The sequence below is a fragment of the Paenibacillus sp. cl123 genome (assembly GCF_900101595.1).
Classification (GTDB): domain Bacteria; phylum Bacillota; class Bacilli; order Paenibacillales; family NBRC-103111; genus Paenibacillus_G.
Genome location: NZ_FMYY01000002.1, coordinates 486895 through 510075, shown reverse-complemented (window position 1 = coordinate 510075; position 23181 = coordinate 486895). Strand labels below are relative to the sequence as shown.

General features: G+C 55.4%; 21 protein-coding genes. 6 read left to right on the top strand and 15 right to left on the bottom strand.

Features of this window, described 5'->3' with window-relative positions; genetic code table 11:
• Positions 1-7: 7 nt before the first annotated feature.
• Positions 8-1765, bottom strand: a complete 1758-nt coding sequence (locus BLR08_RS06300; protein WP_072327370.1) for a M56 family metallopeptidase — start codon at positions 1763-1765, stop codon at positions 8-10.
• On the bottom strand, positions 1765-2154 hold the full coding sequence (locus BLR08_RS06295; protein WP_072327371.1) for a BlaI/MecI/CopY family transcriptional regulator: 390 nt from the start codon (positions 2152-2154) through the stop codon (positions 1765-1767). The genes BLR08_RS06300 and BLR08_RS06295 overlap by 1 nt, the downstream gene beginning before the upstream one ends.
• 310 nt (positions 2155-2464) lie before the next feature.
• Between BLR08_RS06295 and uraA the strand changes: the two genes are divergently transcribed.
• Complete coding sequence (gene uraA, locus BLR08_RS06290) at positions 2465-3742, top strand: uracil permease (protein ID WP_072327372.1); 1278 nt, start codon at positions 2465-2467, stop codon at positions 3740-3742.
• 359 nt (positions 3743-4101) lie between these two features.
• Here the strand turns inward: uraA and BLR08_RS06285 are convergent, their stop codons facing one another.
• The 7 genes from BLR08_RS06285 to BLR08_RS06255 all read right to left on the bottom strand — a co-directional run bounded on the left by BLR08_RS06285 (position 4102) and on the right by BLR08_RS06255 (position 13016).
• Positions 4102-4497 carry a hypothetical protein gene (locus BLR08_RS06285; protein ID WP_072327373.1) on the bottom strand — a complete coding sequence of 132 codons (396 nt, stop codon included), beginning with the start codon at positions 4495-4497 and terminating at the stop codon, positions 4102-4104.
• A gap of 268 nt (positions 4498-4765) precedes the next feature.
• Positions 4766-6934, bottom strand: a complete 2169-nt coding sequence (locus BLR08_RS06280) for a DUF4352 domain-containing protein (protein WP_072327374.1) — start codon at positions 6932-6934, stop codon at positions 4766-4768.
• Positions 6935-6976: 42 nt separating this feature from the next.
• Complete coding sequence (locus BLR08_RS06275) at positions 6977-8152, bottom strand: ABC transporter permease (RefSeq protein ID WP_072327375.1); 1176 nt, start codon at positions 8150-8152, stop codon at positions 6977-6979.
• Positions 8149-8874 carry an ABC transporter ATP-binding protein gene (locus BLR08_RS06270; protein WP_072327376.1) on the bottom strand — a complete coding sequence of 242 codons (726 nt, stop codon included), beginning with the start codon at positions 8872-8874 and terminating at the stop codon, positions 8149-8151. The genes BLR08_RS06275 and BLR08_RS06270 overlap by 4 nt, the downstream gene beginning before the upstream one ends.
• A gap of 22 nt (positions 8875-8896) precedes the next feature.
• Positions 8897-10609: an efflux RND transporter periplasmic adaptor subunit gene (locus BLR08_RS06265; protein WP_072327377.1), complete on the bottom strand. Its 1713-nt coding sequence runs from the start codon at positions 10607-10609 to the stop codon at positions 8897-8899.
• Positions 10610-11092: 483 nt separating this feature from the next.
• Positions 11093-12340 carry a sensor histidine kinase gene (locus BLR08_RS06260; protein ID WP_072327378.1) on the bottom strand — a complete coding sequence of 416 codons (1248 nt, stop codon included), beginning with the start codon at positions 12338-12340 and terminating at the stop codon, positions 11093-11095.
• The gene (locus tag BLR08_RS06255; protein WP_072327379.1) at positions 12333-13016 is read right to left on the bottom strand and encodes a response regulator transcription factor; all 684 of its coding nucleotides are present in this window, start codon (positions 13014-13016) and stop codon (positions 12333-12335) included. The genes BLR08_RS06260 and BLR08_RS06255 overlap by 8 nt, the downstream gene beginning before the upstream one ends.
• A gap of 171 nt (positions 13017-13187) precedes the next feature.
• Between BLR08_RS06255 and udk the strand changes: the two genes are divergently transcribed.
• Complete coding sequence (gene udk / locus BLR08_RS06250; RefSeq protein WP_072327380.1) at positions 13188-13802, top strand: uridine kinase; 615 nt, start codon at positions 13188-13190, stop codon at positions 13800-13802.
• A gap of 34 nt (positions 13803-13836) precedes the next feature.
• Here udk and BLR08_RS06245 read toward each other — a convergent pair whose 3' ends face one another.
• From BLR08_RS06245 to BLR08_RS06230, 4 genes are all read right to left on the bottom strand, one after another.
• On the bottom strand, positions 13837-15243 hold the full coding sequence (locus tag BLR08_RS06245; protein WP_083536550.1) for an MATE family efflux transporter: 1407 nt from the start codon (positions 15241-15243) through the stop codon (positions 13837-13839).
• Positions 15244-15451: 208 nt separating this feature from the next.
• On the bottom strand, positions 15452-17008 hold the full coding sequence (locus BLR08_RS06240; RefSeq protein ID WP_072327381.1) for a flotillin family protein: 1557 nt from the start codon (positions 17006-17008) through the stop codon (positions 15452-15454).
• Positions 17005-17562: an NfeD family protein gene (locus BLR08_RS06235; RefSeq protein ID WP_072327382.1), complete on the bottom strand. Its 558-nt coding sequence runs from the start codon at positions 17560-17562 to the stop codon at positions 17005-17007. Before BLR08_RS06235 ends, BLR08_RS06240 begins: the two co-directional genes overlap by 4 nt.
• Before the next feature lie 136 nt (positions 17563-17698).
• A complete protein-coding gene (locus tag BLR08_RS06230) occupies positions 17699-18532 on the bottom strand; it encodes a phosphodiester glycosidase family protein (RefSeq protein WP_143014339.1) in 834 nt (277 codons plus the stop codon).
• A gap of 229 nt (positions 18533-18761) precedes the next feature.
• On the opposite strand from BLR08_RS06230, the gene BLR08_RS06225 reads away from it, so the two are divergent.
• Positions 18762-19742, top strand: a complete 981-nt coding sequence (locus BLR08_RS06225; protein WP_072327383.1) for a YpdA family putative bacillithiol disulfide reductase — start codon at positions 18762-18764, stop codon at positions 19740-19742.
• Positions 19743-19820: 78 nt separating this feature from the next.
• Here BLR08_RS06225 and BLR08_RS06220 read toward each other — a convergent pair whose 3' ends face one another.
• Together BLR08_RS06220 and BLR08_RS31020 are read right to left on the bottom strand one after the other, a co-directional pair.
• Positions 19821-20549, bottom strand: a complete 729-nt coding sequence (locus tag BLR08_RS06220) for a phosphonate ABC transporter ATP-binding protein (RefSeq protein ID WP_072327384.1) — start codon at positions 20547-20549, stop codon at positions 19821-19823.
• A 278-nt stretch (positions 20550-20827) separates the two neighbouring features.
• Positions 20828-20974: a hypothetical protein gene (locus BLR08_RS31020; protein ID WP_176835428.1), complete on the bottom strand. Its 147-nt coding sequence runs from the start codon at positions 20972-20974 to the stop codon at positions 20828-20830.
• Between the two features lie 186 nt (positions 20975-21160).
• Here BLR08_RS31020 and BLR08_RS06215 point away from each other — a divergent pair, with 186 nt between their 5' ends.
• The 3 genes from BLR08_RS06215 (at position 21161) to BLR08_RS06205 (ending at position 23115) form a co-directional block, all read left to right on the top strand.
• Positions 21161-21331 carry an aspartyl-phosphate phosphatase Spo0E family protein gene (locus BLR08_RS06215; protein WP_072327385.1) on the top strand — a complete coding sequence of 57 codons (171 nt, stop codon included), beginning with the start codon at positions 21161-21163 and terminating at the stop codon, positions 21329-21331.
• Between the two features lie 268 nt (positions 21332-21599).
• Positions 21600-21785 (top strand): hypothetical protein, encoded by a 186-nt coding sequence (locus BLR08_RS06210; RefSeq protein ID WP_072327386.1) that lies wholly within the window; start codon positions 21600-21602, stop codon positions 21783-21785.
• Between the two features lie 163 nt (positions 21786-21948).
• On the top strand, positions 21949-23115 hold the full coding sequence (locus BLR08_RS06205) for a M20 family metallopeptidase (RefSeq protein WP_072327387.1): 1167 nt from the start codon (positions 21949-21951) through the stop codon (positions 23113-23115).
• Positions 23116-23181 lie beyond the last annotated feature (66 nt).

Here is a 23181-nt window from a genome sequence, read left to right as displayed (position 1 = left end):
CTATCCTCTACATGATTGCCAGCTCATCGCCTGATGAGTCATACTCCCACGTTAGGCCGCCGTCATTACTCGATAAAAAGATGGTTCCGACTGTACCTTTTTCATGATCGGTCAGCGCTATGGGATATTTCCCGTTCTTCCCGTTAAACGTAGGGGATAGAGGCGTTTTTAGGTAGGCGTCAAATTTCTGCGGCAACGTTACGGTTAGCTGACTCCAGGATTTCCCTTGATCCTTGGTCCAATAGATGATAGGACCTTTATCTTCATAATACCGGTAACTGATGAAGCCGACGTCTGAGTTGGAGAAGCCAGCCCCAGCTGCCTGCTCCGCATATTGTTCATTCGGATTCCCGACTTCTTTCCAGCTCTTTCCTCCATCATGAGTCTGATAAACGTAATTCAGCGCTTGACCAACGCCGGCGGTGCCGCCTGCTACAATCCAGCCCTCGTTCTTTGAGATGAAGCCGATCCATTTAGTATCATAGCCCTTTGCGCCGTTAATGGTATACTCGTTCCACGTTTTCCCTTGGTCGTCGCTGACTAAGGCATGTAGCGGTTTGGCTCCGTCTGCGAATCCGTAGACAATGGCCGTTTTTTCTTCGGAGACGAAAAATCCGGTTTCACTGGCACCCATGCCGACTTCCCTGCCAGTCGTATCGAGTTGCAGCGGCGCTTTGGCAGTGATCGCTCCGTTTTGAAAGGAGAGCGTGATGTTTCCGGCTGGGTCAACCGCATATGTGCCGGACTTAAGTGTCGAGCTTACTCCATTCCCGTTCGTACATACGGCCAACACGCCGACAGCAACGAGCAGCATTAGCATAGTGCAAAAGAGAAACAGATCATTGCGTCTTTTTTTCATACTAAGAATGCTTTGGAATCGTTGTTTCATAGAATTTTTATCTCCTGAAAAATGAATGGATAAAGCAGAAAAACGAGGGTGTCCGCCCTGCATGGCCGATAATATCGCTTCACAATACTTCTTGCGGTACGCCAGATCACGGGCATGAACAACCGTATCGTCACAGTAAATTTCAATTTCCCGTCCGGCCTCGCGTACCATTCGCCAGACGAAGGGATTAAACCAGTGTACGGCGTTCACTAAGAGCAGTATCAGCTTATAAAAGCCGTCATGTCGTTTATAGTGAACCAATTCATGCCGTAATATAAAATCAAGCTCTGTTTCGTTGAATCTTTCATGAGGCAAAAACAGCACCGGCTTTCGGACACCCACCAGCATAGGGTTGGGCACCTTTTCGCTCGTCAGCAAGCGGACTGGCCGTCGTAGTTTCATTTCATTGCTGATTCGGTTCATATGATGAACTATTCGCCGCGTGACCGGCTTGCTCCAGCGAAAAGCCTGTCTTTTAAACAGTCCATAGCCGATAACGTGATAGAGAAGGTACAGCACACAGCCGACTAGCCAGATCAAAGCCAATTCCGATAGTAATTTGGATGTTGGTGACGCTGCTGTTTGCTGCATGGGCTGCATGGCCATATCGGATACAAACGGTGTCTGAGAAGCGGATGCCGCTTGCCAAACATTTGCGAGCCGGGGCGGTTCTGGAACTTGAAATTCAATCAAGGGATTGGGCAGTGAATAATTTACCGGCAGCAGCAAGCGGATCGCTAACACAATCCACATCCAGTAGATCCATTTGGCCGTAAAGTGTTTGCGTAATAAAGGAGAACAGACGGTCAGAGCAATCACAAGTAGACTGGTTGTAGCAGAAACGAGAAGTAATTGCGTAAACAGGTCAATCAGCATCACATCTCCTCCTTATCTACTTTGTCCAGCAGTTCGCGCAGCTCCCGCAGATCTTTTTTGTCAATTGCCTTCCCGTTGTATAAGGACATAACCATATGCTGAACAGAGTTGCCAAAAAGATTAACGAGCGTCGATTTTCCTTCGCTTGCCTTATAGTCGTCTTCAGATATGAGCGGACGATAGGTATTGAATCGCCCTTCCTTCTCGCACATTAAAAACCCTTTGTCCGTTAGCCGGGAAAGCACTGTCATTAAGGTTGCCAAGGCCCATTGACGTTTTGTCCGCAACTGATCCAAGACGTAAGAAGAGTTGACCGCTTTGTCGGCCGCCCAGATGACCAGCATAATTTCCAACTCGGCATCAGGAAGTCGTTTAATTTTGTTTTCCATGTTCATCCTCACTTATACAAATGTGTAATGAGTTCAATTATACAATTGTATAATTGAAAGGCAAACAAATCCCTGAAAAATTGCTCTCCATAATCTTTGACGATTCGGAAGAAGGAAAGGTTGCGTCGAACCAAGGATTTACCCTGATTTTGTTAAAAATTACAATATAGAGATAGACCTATCATGTCTTTTATTGCAGACCATTCACGAAAATTGTCGTTTTTAGCGAAAAAGGTATGGTAATTTCGACATATTTTGAATAAGATTAATTCCGGTACTTTTACCTAACTTGCTGAAAGGGTGCGTCCAATTGAATCAACATCGAGAAATCCAGGTGGGGGAACGCCCGCCTCTGCTCCAAAGCGTTCCGCTCAGCTTGCAGCATCTGTTCGCCATGTTCGGATCGACCGTGCTCGTGCCGGTCCTCTTCAAGATCGATCCGGCCATCGTGCTGCTGATGAACGGGATCGGCACTTTGCTGTATCTGCTGCTATGCCGAGGCAAAATCCCCGCCTATCTTGGCTCCAGCTTTGCCTTCCTCTCCCCGGTATTTGCCGTGTTCGCGGCCGGCATGTCCTATGAGGCGGCGCTTGGCGGCTTTATCGTCACCGGGCTTATTTTCACGCTCGTGGCCCTGATTATCCGGTTTGCCGGAACCGGCTGGCTCGACGTCGTATTCCCTCCCGCCGCCATGGGCGCGATCGTAGCCGTCATCGGCCTGGAGCTCGTACCCGTCGCAGCCGGGATGGCCGGGTACATCAAGCCTTCCGACGCTGGCGCGGACTGGTCGATCAACCCCGATACGGTGCTGATCTCGACCGCGACCCTGCTGATCGTCATTATCGGCAACGTCCTGTTCCGCGGCTTTCTAAAGATTATCCCGATTTTGATCGCGATTGTGGGCGGGTATTTGCTCGCATTCCTGATGGGCTACGTCGATTTCACGGCCGTCTCAGCCGCCCCTTGGCTGCAGCTGCCGACCCGGTATACGCCCCAGTTCGAGTGGTCGGCGGTCGCAGTTATCGCGCCGGCCGCTCTCGTCGTGATCGCCGAGCATATCGGCCATCTGATCGTGACAGGCAACATCGTCGGTAAAAATCTGTCCAAGGACCCGGGTCTGGACCGCTCTCTGCTTGGCAACGGCTTGTCTACAATCATCTCGGGATTTGCCGGATCAACGCCCAATACGACGTATGGAGAAAATATCGGCGTTCTCGCCATTACCCGCGTATATTCCGTCTGGGTGATCGGCGGCGCCGCGGTGCTGGCCGTCTTCCTGTCCTTCTTCGGCAAGCTGGCCGCGCTGATCAGCACGATCCCTACTCCCGTCATGGGCGGCGTGTCGCTGCTCCTCTTCGGTGTCATCGCCTCCTCCGGCATTCGTATGCTGGTCGAAACGAAGGTGGATTATGCCAAAACATCCAATCTGATTTTGACGAGCATCGTCCTCGTCGTCGGCATCAGCGGCATGAGCGTGACCTTCGGCAACTTCTCCATGAAAGGGATGGCTCTCGCCACCGTGCTGGCCATCGTGCTTAGCCTGTTTTTCAAAGTCATCGAGAAGCTGAAGCTGTCCAACGAGGCATAAGGGTGCTTCTCCGATGACGGTACGCTGCAAAAACGGCGCCGTACCTAGAGCAAGCCCTCCGGATTTTCGGGAGGCTTGCTTTTTTTGTCGCTTCTGCGGGCAGCCTCGTGCGCTCCGATAGTTGCATCTGCGGGCAGCCTTGTGTTTGCCGATGGTTGCGTCTGCGGAATCCTCGTATGCGCAGAAAATCGCGTTCACGGTATCCCCGTGTGCGGATGGCTGCGTCGACCGACACTCTTCGTTTGCGATCCGCCCGTTTCGCCCTTCTTCCCGGCACGCAAACAACCCCGGCTGTCTCCAACCGGGGCTTCGCGTTATATCCATCGTCTTCGGGGCTGCCTCGTGCGCGGCTGCCGCGCTCAGGTCACGGCATCCAGTCCGCCGTACCGCGAGATCGCAAGCAGAAGATCGTGCAGCACAGGCAGAACGAATTGAACCATGCTCAATTTGAAAATGCCGCTGCGGTTATGCAGCGTCGCCTCCTTGGCATAGATGCGGTAATGCTGCATGCCGGACTGAACGCTGACCGTCTCGCTGCCGCCTGCGCCCTCGCGGCGGATGCGCATAGGCTTGGCGCCTACGGGAAATTCGAACGGGGTGATGCTGATAATATCGGCCAGCTTGATATGATAATTCGCATGCGGTCTCTGATAGACAAGCTCCTGCGTAGAAACCGTCAAGCCGAAGTCGCGCTTTTTATGGGAAAACTTCAGTTCCCCTTCAAGCGCCTTGATTCGGATAAAATGTTCATTCAAAAGGCCTTCCTCCTTCAACCGGCGAACGGCGTGCGCGGACAGGCTATCCCCTCTCGTCCAGCCGAGGTATTCCATCCAGCATACCACAGAACGCATAAGAGATGCTACAGACTGCCGGGAAAAGGAGAAGGCCGCCTGAGCGGTTTATCCTCCCGGGCGGCCTTGCTAGGGTCATGCTGCCTTGCTGCTGTTTTAAAAGCGCGGTGACTGACGCGGCCTGCGGCCGACCGGGGATAACCGCTCGCTGTTTCAAATCTACTGCTTGACGTTACTGCTTCAACGTTACGAGCAGACGTTTCGCTGCGCCGTTCGGGGTTTGTACCGTCTCGTAGACGCGCACGCTGAGCGGGTATTGGAATTGATTGTTGTCAACATTAGTCAACGTGATATTTTGCCAATCATTGATCAGCTTGTTTGTTCCCTGCAGTGTGTAGGTGCTGCTGCCCAGTGCCCGGCCTGAAGGGTCCACCAGCTCAAACTCCAGAGATCCCGTTGCGTCATCCACCATGACATCCGGCTGTTTTTTAATGTTCAAATCCAGCGAAAGCTTGTAGGCCCAAGTGTTGTTGTTGTAGTTGCCGTTCAAGGACCAGTTATTCACCTTCACCTCGTAAGGGTACAGCTTCAGCGTCGTTCCGAGAACCTCCGGCTTATCGCCATCCGTCGACCGCACCGCTACTTGCTTGGCTGCGATCGGCAGCTTCAGCTTGGAGGTGCCGCTGCCTTCCAGTATGCTCAGCTTGAACGTGCCCTTGACGTCCGGCGGAAGCAGGTAAGAATAGCTGTAGGCATAGGAAGCCTGCGGGACCAGTTCCTTCAGCACCGTCGTTTGCTTCGTACCGCTATACGTCTTCCCGCTCCCGTCCTGAAGCTCGGTAGCCAGCTCCGGCAGCGTCAGCGTTTCCTGCCCTTTATTGGTGAATTTATATTTGGCGATCACCGACTGATACCCGGTTTCCGGATTCGAGTGCGAGTTGATCTCCACAAGAGTGACTTCCAGGTTTTTGTTCACGGATTGATTATCCGCCTTGAATACGAACGGTGTGCCAAGCTCGCTGCCGGTTGCCGGCGTGCCGTCAACTCCGGCTTGCAGGCCGCTGTCCAGGTTCAAGGCAGCCAGCGGCAGCGTAACCGAGCCGCCGGAAGAACCGCTGCCGGAGCCGGTTTGTGCCGAAGCGCCTGTCGGTTCCGCGGCATTGGCGCCTGTCGCCGAGCCGGATGCTGCGGACGATTTCTTCTCCGAGATGTACAGCTCATACTGCTCGGACACCAGCTCGTCGGGTATCTCGGCGACGAATTGGAAGGTAGCGTCTTTCCCTGCCCCTATATATTTCTCCGTGCCGGTGATCGTCTCCGTCGCCAGCGAATTTTGCTGGTCCTTGGAAACCAGCAGGCCGGCAAACTCCGGAATGGCGATCGAGCGGCTGCTGCCGTTATAAAGCTTGGCGGTCACGATGCCGACACGTTTGCCCGATTGCATCACTTCTTCGGCTTTGGTCGCTTCAAGGGTCATCCCTTCATGGCCCGGGCCCGCCAATGCGGCTTTCTCGCCGAGCTTGACGAGCTGGAAGGAGGATTGCAGGCCGATTTGACCGATTTCCTTGCCGCTTGACTTGACCTGCATCACCAGGGATAAACCGTCAAGCTGAGGCTGCGCATCCAGCTTGGCTGTCAACAGCATAGAAGTTGCCGTCGCCCCGTCCTGCTTGGTTTCATCCGTCTTGGCCGCCGCCAGCGCGATGGTCTTGCCCTGCTCATCCCTCAGCGCATAGCTGAGGCCTGCAGGGTCCCAGCCGCTGCTCGTGCCCGACACTTTGACCGTTGTGTCCAGCGCGACATTCCACTTGCCGTCAGCCGGATAAGCGAACGCTGCCCCTGCCTGTACGGAGACAAATGTGCTGCCCGTCTGTGCCGGATCGGCGGCAGATAGGCTGAACACGAATTGACGGTCATTTTGCTGGAACGACATCGCCTTCGATACCGACAAGGAACCGAGCTCCAGCTGATTGCGGCTGCGGTCGAAGAACGTGACGCTCAGCTGATCCGCAGTCAAGTCAGAAGCAAGCTTCGAGATGAAGGCAAATGTTTGGCTGGACTGGGGATTTACCAGCGCGTCGGCCTTCTCGCTGAGCTGCGCGTAATAGCTGCGGCCGCCCGGCGCCGTTACTTTCACGCCATAGTTATTGAAATCAACGGCCGTGCCGCTGCCGTTGGTCAGCATAACCCGCAGCTGCAGCGATTGGCTGTCGGTGCTCTTGGAAAGCGAAACCTCCTCCAGTGTAAAAAATACGCTATTGTTGATGAACACCCCTTCCTTGCCGGCATAGGAAATGTTCGGGCAAAGGCTGTACAGCAGCAGGCAGGCGATGATCAATACCCAAGCAATGAGCGGATACTTGATGCGGCTGGGTCTGGTGTAATTCAGATCGTTGTTCAATGTCGTTACCTCCTTGATTCGCTATGCGAGAATGCTTGTTCGTCAGTCGGTGCGCAAAGCATCGATCGGCCGCAGCTTGGACGCCTTGTTCGCCGGATACAGGCCGAAGATGATGCCCACGGCCACCGAGAACAGGAATGCGTAGAAGCTGATATCCCATGAAATAACGGTCAGTTGGTTTTTATTCAGATAAGGCCAAGCCAGCGATATCCCGATGCCCAGTATAAGCCCGAGCAGCCCTCCGAGACCGCTTATGACGACTGCCTCCACCAAAAATTGAGCCAAAATGTTCCGCCGCTTGGCCCCGATCGACTTACGGATGCCGATCTCGCGCGTCCGTTCGGTGACGGTAACCAGCATAATGTTCATAATCCCGATGCCGCCTACCAGCAGAGAGATGCAGGCTACGCTGACGAGCTGGCTTGTCAGCGAGCTGGTCGCTGCCGTGCGGGACTCCACCAGGGAGTCCTGGTTCAGGATGCGGAAGCCGTTTGCGCTTTTGTATTTGGTCGTCAAATAATTGGAGAAGGTTGTCTGGGCGAGCGCCATCTGTTCCTTGCTTTTCGCTTCGATATACGTCGTCCGGATGTTGCCCAGCGCCAGCTGCCGCTGTCCGGTCGTAATCGGAACGATGATCGATTCGTCGACCGACATCCCCATCGTCGCGCCCTTCGTTTTCAATACGCCGATAACCTTGAATTCATATCCCTTGATATTGATGATTTTGTCTATAGGGTTGGCCGACTCGAACAGCTCGGTCGCCACTGTGCTGCCCAGCACGGCCACATTGGTCCGGAAGCTGATATCCGATTCCGACATGAGCCGTCCCGAAGCAAGCTCCGTTTTCGTAATCGAGAAATACCGGTCATTGGTGCCGAGCACGCTGTATGTATCCTGCGTACGGTCATACTTGACGTTCATATTCCCGCCGGTTACGGCCGGGGCCAAATAGTTGAATTCGGGAAACTCTTCGAACTGCATCACTTCCTCATAGTCCAGGCTGTTCGCGCGTCCTTGACCGAGAATATTGACGGTAATCAGGTTCGTCCCCAGATTTTCGAATTGCTTTTCGATCGCCGCTGTCGTGCCCCGTCCTATCGAGACGAGCGTAACGACGGAGGCCACCCCGATGATAACGCCCAGCATAGTCAGCAGCGTGCGCATCCAGCTGGCCGTCACCGTCTTGAGCGCCATCGCTATAAGCTCGCCCGCCCTCATACGCTTACCTCCGTCGCCGGGCGGCCAGCCGCGGATTTCAGATCATTGCGCTTGTCGCCGACGATCTCTCCGTCCCGGATCGTTACGACCCGCTTGGCATTGTCTGCAATATGCTGATCATGCGTGATCAGTACGATCGTATTGCCCGCTTTATTCAGATCAATCATCAGCTCCAGCACTTCCTGGCCTGTCGTAGAATCGAGCGCTCCGGTCGGTTCATCCGCCAGCAGAATAGCAGGACCGATCGCCAGCGCTCTGGCGATGGCGACTCGCTGCTGCTGCCCTCCGGACAGCTCGCTCGGCCGGTGATGGGACCGCCCGCCCATGCCCAGCGTCTCCAGCATGCTCATGCCGCGCTCCCTGCGCTCCTTCTTGGCGATGCCTGCATAGATCATGGGCAGCTCCACATTTTCGATGGCAGTCAGTCGCGGAAGCAGATTGAACTGCTGAAATATAAATCCGATCTTTTTATTGCGCACCTCGGCCAGCTGATCGTCCTTCAGCTTCTCCGTCGCTACGCCATCGAGCATGTATGAGCCGGAAGTCGGCATGTCGAGCAGCCCGATCGTATTCATCAAGGTCGATTTGCCGGAGCCGCTGGGGCCGACGATGGCAATGAAATCGCCTTTCTCCACCGCCAGCGACACGCTTCGCAAAATGGTCAAGTCTTCGGTTCCGCGTTTGAATTTCTTCACGATATCTTTCAATTCGATCAAGCTCATAAAATCACCTCTCCCCGGCCTATTATCTCATTCCGCCGCCAGCGCCTCCGCCACCGCCGCCGGGAGATATCATAACGCCGCCACCGCCCGGGAATCCGCCGCCTCCACCAAAGCCGGCATTGCCGCCTCCGGCGCCGCGGGCCCCTTGCTGGAATTGATTGCGCATCTGCTGAATCTGCTCCTCGGACAGATTATTGCTGCGGGTCGCGCCTCCGACTACAACCTCGTCGCCTTCGGCAAGCCCTTCGACGATCTCCACATTCGTGCTGTCGTTTACGCCTACCTTGATCTGCTTGCGTTCGGTCGTTCCATCCGCCTTCTTGATCATGACTGCGCTTTGTCCGCCGCGCGATTGTACGGCCTGGGTAGGCAGCAGCAGCACGCCTTTTTTGTCGGTCACAATAATATCCGCGCTGGCTGTCATCCCGTACTTGAGCTCCTCGCTGCTCTTCATGCCGAGAATGACGCTGTATGTACTGACCCCGTTGGAGGTCGTCCCGACCGTTGACACCTGCTTGACCTCAGCTTCATAAACTTTGCCGGAGATGGCATCGACTCGGACCCGCGCCTTCTGTCCGACTTTTACCTTCGGCAGGTCCAGCTCATCGACGCTGATGGCGAGCTGCAGCGTGTCGAGACTGGCGACGGCCCCCAGTTTAACGTCGCTTTTGATCGTGGAGCCGACGCGGTAAGACGCCAGCACGTTCGTCTTCGTATCGGCAAAGTCGGTCGAGAACACGCCGTCGAACGGCGCATACACCTTCAGGTTAGCGAGCTGATCGTTCAGATCCTGTATGGTTTTGGTCTGCTGCTCGATCTGCTGCCGCTTGGTGGTAATGTCTTTGTCCAGCGTATCGTTAACGATCGTGGCGATCGCTTCGCCGGCGCCCACGTTCCGGCTTTCCGTTATGTCGAGCTTGCCGATTGTGCCCGAAACATTGGCGAACACCGACGTAGTCGTCCGGTATTGCAGCTTGGCCGATGACGTAGACTCTACCTTCAAGCCGTTGACGGTGACTGAGCCCTGCACGCTCAGCTCCGCATCCAGCGTGCCGTCGTTGTCGATCCGAATCTTCACTTCGCTCAGCCGGTTGCCTTTGGCATCCGCTTTGCCGCCCGATGCGATCGACTCCACGACGCCGGTCTTGGTAATCAGGTATCCGTCCACCGTCAACTGAATCGTATCCCCTTTCGCAAGCTGGGCGACCTCCTCCTGGATGAAAGGAAGCGTAACGATCAGAGCCCTCGTATCCGCAATGGTCGCAATCTTCGTCGTTTTGGATACGCCCGAGCCTTCGCTGATATTCGCCGAGAGGATCAGCTTGCCTGCTGCTGGCGCCTTCACCCGAAGCGAGCTTTGCTGTTCCAGCAGCTCCTGCAGATCCTTTTTGTACTGCTCCAGCGAAATCTGAGCGTTGTCCAGCTTCTCCACCAGGCTTGTGTCTGTCAGCTCCAGAAGCAGATCCCCCTGCTTGACAGTTTGGTTGCGCGTCAGATTAATCGTCTTGATCATGCCTTCCTTGGGCGGCGTAATCATCTGAAGCTGCTCCGCCGCGAGCTGCGAGGTCCCTGTGATGGTTGACTGCAGATTGCCGCGGGTTACTTTGGCCGTCTGCTGCTGAACGACCGCTCCAGTACTCGGCTTGCCGGCCCCCTGGGTGACATACACCGTAGTCCCGGCCCCCGCCACCAGCAGCGCAGCCACCGTTATAATGATCGTCTTCTTCTTGTTCACAGGCCACAAACCTCCCGATATGCTACTGATCTCAATGAACTATGTATCTATTAAATCAGACCTAGATTAAAACTGCATTGGAAAAAGCTTAAGATTAGCTGAAAGGTTGCTGAAACTGTAAGAAAGGTTCCTGGCTGGAGTGTTTCACGGCTGAGCAGCCGCGTTTCAGCGGACGTTTTTCTTGTCGGTTCAAACGTTTACAGCATAATAAAAAAGCTCCTGATCGGAGCTTCCCCGGTAAAGATATATTTGTTCCGAAGTGGCTTTCGCGAGCAGCTCGGCAGCTCCTTCCAGGACCGCCGGCGGGCTTAGAGCTGCTACGCATACCGCTTCACAAAATACCGTCTCCCGCCCTCGAAGACCGCAGACAGGCCAGCATGGACTCCCAACGAGCCCAGGCCTCTGACCCACTTCAACGCGTCACCGCCGTGATTTGCGCACACACCGCGGCAAGCAGCAGCCGTAGCTTAAGCAGCGCCGTCGTCACTCTCGGCGAAACGCCGCTGGCCTGGCATGTCTTTCCATGGGCAGCCGCACTTCAATAACAGTTCCTTCTCCCTCTTCGCTCTCGGCCCTGATCGTTCCATGATGGGCTTCCACAATCCACTTGGCGATGGACAATCCCAGTCCCGTTCCTCCGTCGCCGCGGCCGCGGACTTTGTCGGCCCGGTAGAACCGGTCGAAAATGCGCGGAAGATCATCCTTGCCGATCCCGATTCCCGTATCTTCGATGCGCAGCAGCACGTAATTTCCTTCGGCAGCCGTCCGGATGGTTATCGTCCCTTCCCGCGTGTAGCGCAGCGCGTTATCCAGCAAAATGACCAGCAGCTGATGCAAATAACCGGAATCGCCGACCATCGTGACGGCTTCGTCCGCATAGGTCTCCAGCCGGATCCCCCGCATCCGGCTCAACTCTGCAAAATCGCCGGCAGCTCGCGCTACGAGCTCCGGCAGCGCGATGGCCGACTCGTGAAGCTTGACCCCACTCGCATCCGAGCGTGCCAGCGTAAGCAGGTCGCCGACCATCTTGCTCATCCGGCGCGTTTCGTCGATCATGACCGCGATCTTCTCGCTTTCCTGCTCGATGGTCCGCTCCGGATGGCGGAACAGCCGCTCCAGATGAATCTGCAGCACCGAAAGCGGAGTTCGCAGCTCATGCGAGGCATCTGAGACGAACTGCTGCTGCTGCTCCCAGGCTTTGCGGATCGGTATGAGTGCCCGAGCCGCGAGGAACAGACCGGTGAGCAGCGCGATCAAGATGCTGACCAAGCTGCCCGTGGCGATCATGACCAGCAGATTGTTCAGCACGTTGCGCTCCGGCTCCAGATTATAAGCGATCTGCAGCCGTCCTTCAGCCAAGTCTCGCGTCAGCAGACGATATTCCGCGCCCTCCACCGTCACGTTGACGAAAGCTCTGTTCACTCCCGCTTCCTTAAGCAGAGACGGGAGTTTATCATCGACATTTTCGCGGGGGATCTGCAAAACGAGCTTGCCTTCGGCATCCCAGTGCAGCACGGTCATCAGCCGCATGGGCCGAAATGGAAACTCGCGCCGTATCTGCCGTTTCACCCATCCCTCCAACCCGTTCATCTCATTCTCAAGCACGCGGTCCGTCTGGGAATACAGCCGGTTTTCCGTCGAGAAGTAGAGCGTCGCCCCCAGCCCGTTGATCAGGACGAAAAATACAAGGGAAAAAAGCAGCGCGAGCCTGTATCTCGTCTGTTTAAACATGAACGCTCTCCGCTTTAAGCATATACCCGACGCTTCTCACGGTCCGGATGTAATGCTCACAGCCACAGGCGCTCAGCTTCTTCCGCAAATAATGCACATACAAATCGACGGCCGTCTCGTTCGCCTCCGAGTTCATTCCCCACACCCGCGCGAAAACTTGATCGCGCTTCACAATCTGTTCCTTATGCCGGATAAAAAAGGCAAGCAGATCATATTCCTTGGCCGTCAGCTTGATCGTCTTGTCTCCGCATACAGCCTCGCAGTCCTGCGCAGACAAACTGAGACCCCCATACGCCAGAACGGGCTCCGCTTCCTGTCCCTTCCTCCGATGCAGCGCACGCAGCCGGGCTAGCAGCTCGTCGATGGCGAACGGCTTGACCAGATAATCATCCGCTCCCGCATCCAATCCGCGCACCCGCGATTCTACGGAATCCTTGGCGGTCAGAAACAGACAGGGCGTCCGGACCCCGCGCTTTCTCAGCTCCTGAATAACCGAGATACCGTCCATGGCGGGCAGCATAATATCCAGAATCAACAGATCGTAAACGCCTTGTCCGGCGAGCAGCAAACCTTCCCGCCCGTTATCGGCGCAGTCCACCTGGTACTGCTCATCTTCCAGCACAGATGCGATCGCATCCAGCAAACGTTTGTCGTCTTCAACCACCAGCACGCGCAACTTGCAAGCACTCCCGTCTGTACAGCATCCTTCCTGAAACCAGTTAATCACCTTTTGTCCCGTGAAGCAAGCGCAAAGGTGCAGCTGCCCGCAGCCTCAGGACCTCGTTTTCGCAAACGCATTATGGTACAATAAACCTTCGACAAGACAGCGCCAGGAGGAATACCCATCATGTTAATTATCGGCATCGCCGGAGGCACAGGTTCAGGCAAGACGACTGTCGCCCGCTCGGTCATCGACCGTCTGGGGAAAAACAAAGTTACTTTTATCTCCCAGGATAATTACTATAAGGACAACCCGCATCTGCCATTCAGCGAGCGGGAGAGCATCAATTATGACCATCCGCTCGCCTTCGACAACGACCTGCTGTATGCCCACCTGCAGCAGCTCAAGCAGTTGCAGGTCGTACAGGCTCCGGTATACGACTTCTCGCAGCACGCCCGCTCGGCCTCCGACACGGTGGAGCTGAAGCCCAATAAGATCGTCATCATCGAGGGACTGCATGTGCTGTCGGACGAGCAGCTGCGCACGATACTCGATATCAAGGTTTTTGTCGATACGGACCCCGATGTTCGCATCCTCCGCCGGGTGCTTCGCGATATCCATGAACGCGGCAGATCGATCCAGTCGATCCATGACCAGTATCTGAACACGGTGAAACCCATGCATGAAGCGTTCATCGAGCCGTCCAAAAAATATGCCGACATCATTATACCCGAAGGCGGGCAGAACGAAGTCGGCATTCAACTGCTTTCCATCTTGACCGAAAAGTATTTAACGACATGAATCATTCATGTCGTTTATTTTTCGCCCTTCCTCGCTAAGAAACGGAAACCGCTTCACCCCCAGGGGGATCGATCTTCATGCTGCTCTTTCTCCAGCTGCCCCAGAAGTAATAGGATGCGGACAACAGCAGCGCGCATACAAAGCCTATCGGGAAGCTCCACCAGACAGCATTCAGGCCGAACGTCTTTCCCAGGTAATAGGCAAACGGGATTCGAAAACACCATAACGCCAAAAAGGTCGTCAGCAGCGGGATCATGACCGCGCCTGTCGAGCGGATAACTCCGGACACGACGAAGGTAATGCCGAATACGATATAAGCCCACAGCGTAATATGATTGATGTTCATGCCGATCTGGATCGCGGATTCGTCCTTGAGGAAAATATGCAGAATTCGCTCATTCCAGCCATAGATCAAAGCGACCAGCAAGCCGGTCATCAGCAGGTTGAACAAGCAGCCGATCCCGGTCGTGCGGTGTACCCGGTCCCATTTCCCCGCCCCCACATTCTGAGCGGCTGCTGCCGATACCGCGCCGCCGATAGCCATCGCCGGCATCTGCACGTAGCTGGAGATTTGCATCGCAGCGCCGAACGCCGCCGTGGCCGCAGAGCCGAAGCTGTTCACCAGCGAGACGACGGCTATGGCGCTGGAAGATACCGTCAGCATCTGCAGGCCCATCGGAATGCCCTTGCGGACCAGAAGCTTGATAATCTGAGGGTCGAGCCGTACATACCGGCGGTCGGAGCCTGTCAGCCGCAGCGGATGCTTTTGCCGGTACAGATAGGCGATGAAGGCCGCCAGGCTGATGCCTTGCGCGATGACAGCCGCGAGCGCGGAGCCCGCCGTCTCCATCCGCGGGATGGGACCGAACCCGAAGATGAGCAAAGGGTTGAGCGCAATATCGAGCAGGGCCGACAGCAGCAGGAAATAAAACGGCGTCTTCGCATCCCCGGCTCCCCGGAGTATAGTCATGACGAAATTGAAAAAGAACATAAACGGAATGCCGATAAATGTAATCCTTATGTAGCCCAGCGCGTAATCCATGGAATCCGCCGGCGTCTGCATCCAATGGAGAATACGTGTGCTCAACAGCAGCCCTGCGGCCGCTATCAACACGGACAACAGCACATAAAACAGCGCGCTTGCGCCCACTACCCGTTTGGCCCCGATCTCATCCTTGGCTCCGATCCGCTGCCCGACCAGGATGGTCGAGGCCATCCCGATCCCGAATACAAGACTCAGCAGGAAAAACATAATGTTGTTGGCGTTGGAGGTGGCGGCGAATGCGCCTTCACCCAAAAAATTGCCTACCCAGATCGCATTGATCGTGCCGTTCAGCGACTGCATCACATTGCCCAGCAGAATAGGCATGGCGAATACGAGCAGTTTCTTCGCGAGCGGTCCTTCCGTAAGATTCATTCCGTTGTGCTTAGGCAGAGCCATCGGTTCCCCTCCAGCCAAGACAAATCCCTGCAAGCTGCAAGACTCGAACGGTTCAGGAAGTCCGAAGCCATGTCCGGACAGACATGCGAGGGGACGCCGGGAACTTATCGTTTGTTTGCAGAGCAGGTGCAGAAGGGCAGCTTCCGCTGCCCTTCTGCGTTATGATACGTATTTACCTGCTATTATAGCGTTCGAAACTTTAAATAAATTAATTGGCGGGTCCTTCCGTTCCTGGGACGCCAGGCTTGCTGTCGCCTTGAACCGGCAGGGTGACAACCGGAGCGGCTGTTTGCGCCGGCTTGGCTCCGGCTTTCTCCGTGAAGTTCTTGATCAACTGCTCCACATCGAGACCGCTGACGCTCTTCAGCATCTCGGGGGCGGTGGCCATCAGCTCGGTTACGTAGTTGCTGACGCGCGTAGCGCCTTGGCCGTTGCCCGTATCCACGACGGTCAGCTTGTCGATGGACTTGATCGGCTCGGCAATCCGCCCTGCCAGCTCAGGGAGCATCTTGACGATAATATCGAGGATGGCCGCTTCTCCGAACTTCTCGAACGCTTCGGCAAGCCTTTCCTTGGCTTCCGCTTCGGCAAGACCGCGCAGCCGGATAACCTCCGCCTCCGCCGTACCTTTGGCCCGCTCGGCGTCTGCAATCGCAAGACCTTCCAGCCGCTTCTGCTCCGCCATCGCCTTCGCTTCCGCCTCGATGCGGAACTGCATCGCTTCCGCTTGCGTGATTTGCTTCGCTTTATCCGCTTCAGCCGCCTGTACGACCGCGTAGCGGTCGGCATCCGCCTTCTTCTTCACCTCGGCGTCATATTGCTTCTCGCGGCGAAGTATTTCCTTCGCTTCCAGGTCGATCTCGCGTTCTCTGCGAACAATCTCGACCCGCATCTGCTCCTCGACTACGCTTTGCTTGGAGCGCGCTTCCTGGATATGATAGGCTTGATCCGCTTCGGCGCGGGCCGAGTCCTGCTCCTTCTTAAAGGAGGCGACCTTCAGCTCCTTCTCCTTGCTTGCCTCCGCAATATTCGTATCGCGCACAAGCTCCGCCTTCTGGCCCTCTTCTTCCGCCTGGGCCTTCTGAATCCGGGAATCCCTGACCGCCTGCGCTTCGGCAATCTCCGCATCGCGCTTGACCGCTGCGATCCGCGGCTTACCGAGCGCATCGAGATAACCGTGCTTGTCGCGCAGGTCCTTGATCGTGAAGGAGACGATCTGCAGCCCCATCTTCTTCAGATCCTTGGCCGCGACCCCTTGCACTTCTTGGGCAAATTTATCCCGGTTCCGGTATACTTCCTCGACGGTCATCGATCCGAGTATGGCGCGCAGATGACCTTCCAGCACTTCCTGGGCTTCGCCCTTCAGCGCTTCGGTAGGCTTGCCCATGAACTGCTCGGCCGCCGTCGCCACGTCTTCCACCGCTCCGCCGATCTTGATGATCGCCACCCCATCCGCCATAACGGGCACGCCTTGCTCGGTGTAAACCTCAGGCGTGGACACGTCCAGCTTGTGCGACAGCAAGGACAAGAACTCGGCCTGCTGGAATACCGGTAGAATAAAGGAACCTCCGCCGCGAACGATCTTGATCCGGCGGCCGGTATCATCTTCCAATACATTGCGTTTGCCGAGGAATGAACCTGTTACGATCATGGCTTCGTCGGGGCTGACCGTCTTGTATCTGGCCCAGAACGCAAGACCGAGAACTATGATGACTCCTACGATAATACCTGGTACGACTAATACATCACTTCCGAGACCGCTCATTCTCCATCACTCCTCATCGTTAATTGTGCGGCTTCCAGCGGCGCTACCAACACCGCCCCATCGCGGACCTCGACGGTTACGACACGCACCCCCGCCGGGATGCTTTCTCCATCGAAGCTTTCGGCAATCTGATTGGTCAGGCTGCCGCCGATCTTGAACAATACCTCGCCGCAGCCGGCGGCCGGCACCGGGATGGAAACCTCGCCGATCCTGCCGACCAGCTCCTTCATGGAGAAGCCAACCGAGCTGTCCGTGTTCGCCATCGGCTTCACATAGAGCAGGTAGATCAGGACGGAGCTGCCGACGGCAGCCAGAACAGCCAGCCCAAGGATGACGAGCGTTCCGAATGCGCTGTACCTGCTAAGCAGCCAACCTGCGCCTCCCATCACTGTAATACCGCTGAACAGCACCATCGGCTGCAGCGCATGAAGCAGATCGCCGCTCAACCAGTCAAACATGCCGTCAAGCGCATTGCTGAGCAAATCACCGAACAGAACCGTCACCAGAGCAAACAGCACTCCTGTAATCAACATCCCGGCATAAACGTCCTGCATCTCCATCCCCTCCCGTCCTATCAAGCTTACACTATTCTATACGTTCTATCTGTCATTTAGTTGCGCATTTCCTCGCATTTGGCAAAATTCATCCGTTTTTCCTGCAAAAAATTAACCGCTGTCGCGAATGCTCGCGCTAGCGGTCGCTATGTGGCCGGATCACAGCTATCATCTGATACACGGCACGCCGGTCGCCCTGCAGCCTGACCTCCTCCGTCCTCATCTGAGAGGAGCCGTCGCCATCCAGGAAGATGCCATCCTCCAGCTTGCCCGGGTTCACGGTCTCAAGAATCGCTTGCCGGAACTGGGCAGCGGTCACCGCCTTGTCGGAGACAACCAGCCATACCACTCCTTCCTTGTCGTAGACCGCGCCGGAACGACGCCTCCTCTCATCCATAAGCGGCATATCCTCTGCAGACGCCTGCTTCCGCCACTGGTCGCCAAGCGGCAGCGACATGCTGACGCCGCCTTGCGCCCAATACTGCTTCCGGTCCGATACCCGCAGCTGATTAGCCGCTTCGACAATCTGGACGGAAAAACGGCCGGCCAGCTTGTCCCAAACCAGGGTGCCCTTGGGCATATCAATATTGCTCCACCCCGAGCCGTAATCATGAGGCTCCCCTTTCAGCGGCCTGTCATCCGCCACCGCGATGCTGAGCAGGTCCCCGTTCCAAAAAAATCCTCCGTTGATCCCATACTCCTTCGTCTCGGTAACGTTGGTTGCGATCGGAAGCAGATGAATACGGTCGGGACTTGTGCGCATGGTATGCAGTAAGGTGCCGTCGGACGCCCTGTAGGTTTCATACCGGTAAGAAGGCTCGTGCTCCAGCACCGCAGGCGACTTCGGCGTGCGAGCTGCCAGGAGCAGCCCCGCCCACGTCCCGAGAACGAATCCGGCGAGCAGCAGTATGGTCAGGAGGTACTTGGACACAGACAATTTTCCGGCATGTGCGGACCTGGACAGTCTCATCCTATCGCTTCCTTTCGGCAACGGTCATTGACATTCTCGGACCGGCTCAGCTTGACATGCTTGTCCTCCATTCTATGAACGGGATCCCAGCGCTATGCATGCAGATAGAGGGTTGTGGTTTCCCTCGATAAACTGGCATCAAGGGCTGAGATCGGGTACTATGAGAATGCGTGAATAAACTTCACAAGATCATGCGGATGCAAGCAACAGCGAGGTGAGACTGTTTATTATGGAAGAAGTCGTGATCATAGGAGCAGGTCCATGCGGATTGTCTGCGGCCCTGGAGCTGCAGCGAATAGGAATTGACCCGCTTCTGATTGAAAAGGAGAATGTGGTGCACTCCATTTATTTGTACCCGACCTATATGCAGTTTTTCAGTACGCCTGAGCTGCTGGAGATCGGCGATCATCCGTTCTCCACACCCAATGAAAAGCCGTCTCGGCTGGAAGCTCTGAATTACTATCGGACGGTTGCCGCGCGCCGCGGGCTTCGAATTCGTCCGTACCATAAGGTGGCCGAGATCAAACGGGACGTTACCGGAGAGGGCTACGAACTGAATGTCGTGGACCGGAACGGCGGGGCCAGCACAGTGAGTACGCGTTATGCCGTCGTAGCTACCGGCTACTTCGATCATCCGAACATGCTGGGGATTCCAGGCGAGGAGCTGCCCAAGGTAAGCCATTATTTCCGGGAGGCCCATCCTTATGCAGGCACGCGGGTTGTCGTGATCGGCGGCAGCAACTCCGCGGTAGACGCTGCGCTGGAGCTTCAGCGCGCCGGGGCCATTGTCACGGTTGTATACCGGGGCGACACATATTCACCCGTTATTAAACCGTGGGTGCGTCCGATATTCGAGAGCATGGCTAATAAAGGGCGCATTCAGATGAGGTTCCGCTCCCAGGTCGTACATATCGGTCCCTCTTCGGTCATCATAGCTTCAAACGGCAAACAAGAAGAGGTCGCCAATGATTTCGTGCTCGCTCTGACGGGCTTCCGCCCCGACCGCAGCCTGCTCAGATCGCTCGGGGCCGCTTTCAAGGATGATGACGAAGTGCCGCTATACAACCCGGAGACGATGGAAACTACCGTTCCTGGCATCTATATTGCGGGCGTTGCGGCTTCGGGCCGCAATGCGAATGAAGTATTCATCGAGACTGGCCGTCTGCACGGACGTTGGATAGCTGAGCATATAGCATCGCTGAGGGGATAATGCGGGAAAGCGGCTTAAGGCCGGGGCGGCGTCGTAAGACGGCCGCTCCGGCCTTAAGATCGTTCGCTTGTGGGAGGATTAAAAAATCAGATCTTTCTCGCGCTGAGTAAGTCTTCGTCCGGCGATGTCGACCACGAACTTGCCGTCCGCGAGCCCCCAGATACGCGACCCATACTTCTCCGCGAGCTCTACTTGATGAAGGCTGCAGAAGATCAGCAGTCTCTCCTTGCGGCAGATGGCCTGGAAATCCTGCAATATGACGCTTGCCGCTTCCGGATCAAGCCCGGAAACCGGCTCGTCGGCGAAAATGACCTTGGCTCCCTTGATCAGAGCCCGGCACAGCGCCACGCGCTGCTTCTCTCCTCCGCTGAGCTTCTCCACAGGTTCATGGGCTTTGTCGAGCAGCCCTACCCGGTCCAAATAGTCCATCGCTTCCATATGATCGTCCGGAGATACGGAATTGGTAAGGAAGCGCCACCAGGACTTCTTGAATAGGAGAGCTCCAAGCACATTTTTGAGCGCAGACTTCTTGGGGTTGAACTGGGGCTTCTCCTCCAGATAAGCCCACTGCTTGCGCAGCTTCAGCTTGTCCCAAGCTCCGATGCCCGTAATATCGCGGCCATCGTAAATATACTGCCCTTCGTCCCATTTCTCTTTGAGCATCAGACAGCGGAACAGCGTCGTTTTACCGCTGCCGCTGGCCCCGATCAGCGCTACCAGTTCGCCTTCGTCGGCCTGAAAGCTGAGACGCTGAAGCACCCGGTGGTCAGGCGGATAAGTCTTCGATAAGTTGCGGACAATGATCATTGCAGGCGATTGCTCCTTTATGTACGCGGCCTGAATCCGCTCTCAACTCTTTTGCGATAACGGATAAGGCCTTTTCCTAACTATAGCATGTTTTTCCGTCCGTTTACCACCACATGTGCGTCAGGCTCCGCGATTCGGAACAGCTGCCGCGTCTGACGACTCACTTCGTGCGGAAGCGCACTGTCGCTGCCGCCTCCGGACAAGCGAAATAACCCCACAAAAGTGGGGCGAATAAGGCCGACAAGCTGCGCCGGTTATTCTTTAGCGTGATGCTTTGCCTACTGGGGATTATTTTCCTTTGTTACGCCGTTTAAGCTTGCAGGCCGCTTGGCCGCTTTCTCGGCCGAGATCGCGCTGTCTTCCTGCACGTATTTATTTTCTTTATAATTCGGGTTATTTCTGGATTCCTCGCTGTTTCCGCTCATTTGTCGTCTCACCTCCATGTCAGCAGTAATATGCCGCAATCGCTCCACGCCTATACGAAATTTGTTTCATTATGTCAAAAAAAAATTATGAGGCATTCGACAACGATTTACAAACTTTACAAGTCATCCATATTATAATGGGTCGAGATACGGACAACTTATTTGGTGGGAGTTGGGTAAGGTAAGATGGAAGAAGTGGAATTGAAACGTCGCTTGGAGAGCATGCAACACCAGCTCTATATGCTGGTAGAACAAAGAGGAAGCTTTGTTGATCCCCAAGTGGTTGAGCTCAGTCAACAAATCGATCGCCTTGTCCTGACCATCCAACGAAACAAGATGAAGCAGCATGCCGAGTAAACCAGAGGCCGCTAACCATGCGCCTCTTTTTTTAAGTGCAAGGAAAATTAAACTTATATTAAAGCGATAGGACAGCACACAGATTTGGAAGTTTTGCCAGCTCCATCAGGTTGTCTGCTTTTTCGAACTGGGCTTGAAATAGTTAACACGATGTGTTATATTAAAAACGAGGAAAATCAAGGATTTATAGCTGAGAAAGGGCTTTCCTCGTTACCAAGCTGCACCCGCTGATGCACCACTCATTCTTAAGGAAAAGGAGCGATGCACCATGTCTTACGAAACGCAGCAATCCCCTCAGGATAAAAAAATATCCGTTGAACTAACTTTCAATGAAGCCTTGGCTTTGACCGGCGTCCGTTTTCCGCAAAATCACCAGTTGGAAGTTGACGCCATGCACAAGATCAAGAAGCAATTGGAAGAGCAGCTGATCGACCGTCGTAAAAATCTGCAATAGTCTTCCATATCAGCCCGCCGGGATCTTGAATCTCGGCGGGTTTTGTATATCTGTATCCCCCGCTCCCCGCGCTAGGCCGCTCGTTGCCCTTCCTCCCGCCAGCGTCTATAATAAAATGGCAGCTTATACATTCAGCGCAGGCGCAGGAGGCGAGTCCCCTATTATGAATACAACGATTGCAGCATGCATAGATCGGCATGCGGAAGCTTTCATCGAACTGTCCGATTTTATCGCCCGGAATCCCGAGCTCGGACATGAGGAATGGAAGGCGTCGCAGCGGTTGAAAGAGGCGCTGACCCGGCACGGTTTCCAGGTAGAATCGCCCGTGCTCGGTTTGCCGACAGCCTTCCTGGCTACGTATCAAGCCGCGAAGCCGGGACCGACGGTAGCTTTCCTATGCGAATACGACGCGCTGCCGGAACTGGGACATGCTTGCGGCCATCATCTGATCGCCGCGATGGGCTTGGCTGCCGCCGTCGGCTTCCAAAACGTCGTCGAAGAAACCGGCGGCATGATCCGGGTATACGGAACGCCGGCGGAGGAAACCAAAGGCGCCAAAGTCACAATGGCCGCGGAAGGGTTATTTGACGATGTCGATATCGCCCTGATGGCTCATCCCTTCTATACGTATGAGCGTTCCGGTCAATCCCTTGCCATGGATGCGCTGCAATTCGAGTTCCATGGCAAAGCCGCCCATGCCGCAGCCAGCCCTTATGAAGGCGTCAATGCGCTGGATGCGCTGCTGCTGCTGTTCCAATCGATCGGACTGCTCCGGCAGCAGCTTCGCAGCGACGCGCGGATTCACGGCATCATCAAGGAAGGCGGACAGGCGCCGAATATCATTCCTGACTACACCGTCGCCCAATTTTATGTACGCTCGGCAGACCGTCCTTACACCGACGAGCTGGCCAGCAAAGTCATTCGCTGCGCGGAAGGCGCGGCTCTGCAGACAGGCTGCACGATGACGTGGTCCAATTACGAATATTCGTATGACGAGCTCATAACGAACGAAGCGCTCTCGGAAACTTTCACCAGGCAGCTTCATGAGCTAGGTATTCCGGATGAGGAGATTCAATACGGCAAGGATCACGGTTCCCTCGATCTTGGCAATGTGTCGCGCCGTTGTCCTGCAATCCATCCTTACGTGAAGGTCATCGACGAGAAGCATCTGCTCCATTCGACCGAATTCCGCGATCTTGCCCAGCAGCCCAGAGCTTATGAAGGCATGCTGCTCGGAGCCAAGGCGCTTGCCATGACCGCCTATGAGGTAGCCTCCTCCCCCGAGCTGCTGCGCCGGATCAAGGAGCAATTTCACCAAAGCCGTTCCTAACTTTAGCTCATAGCGAAACAAGCTGAGGACCTGCCCGCTGCCGGACTGCCTCAGCTTGTTTGGCTT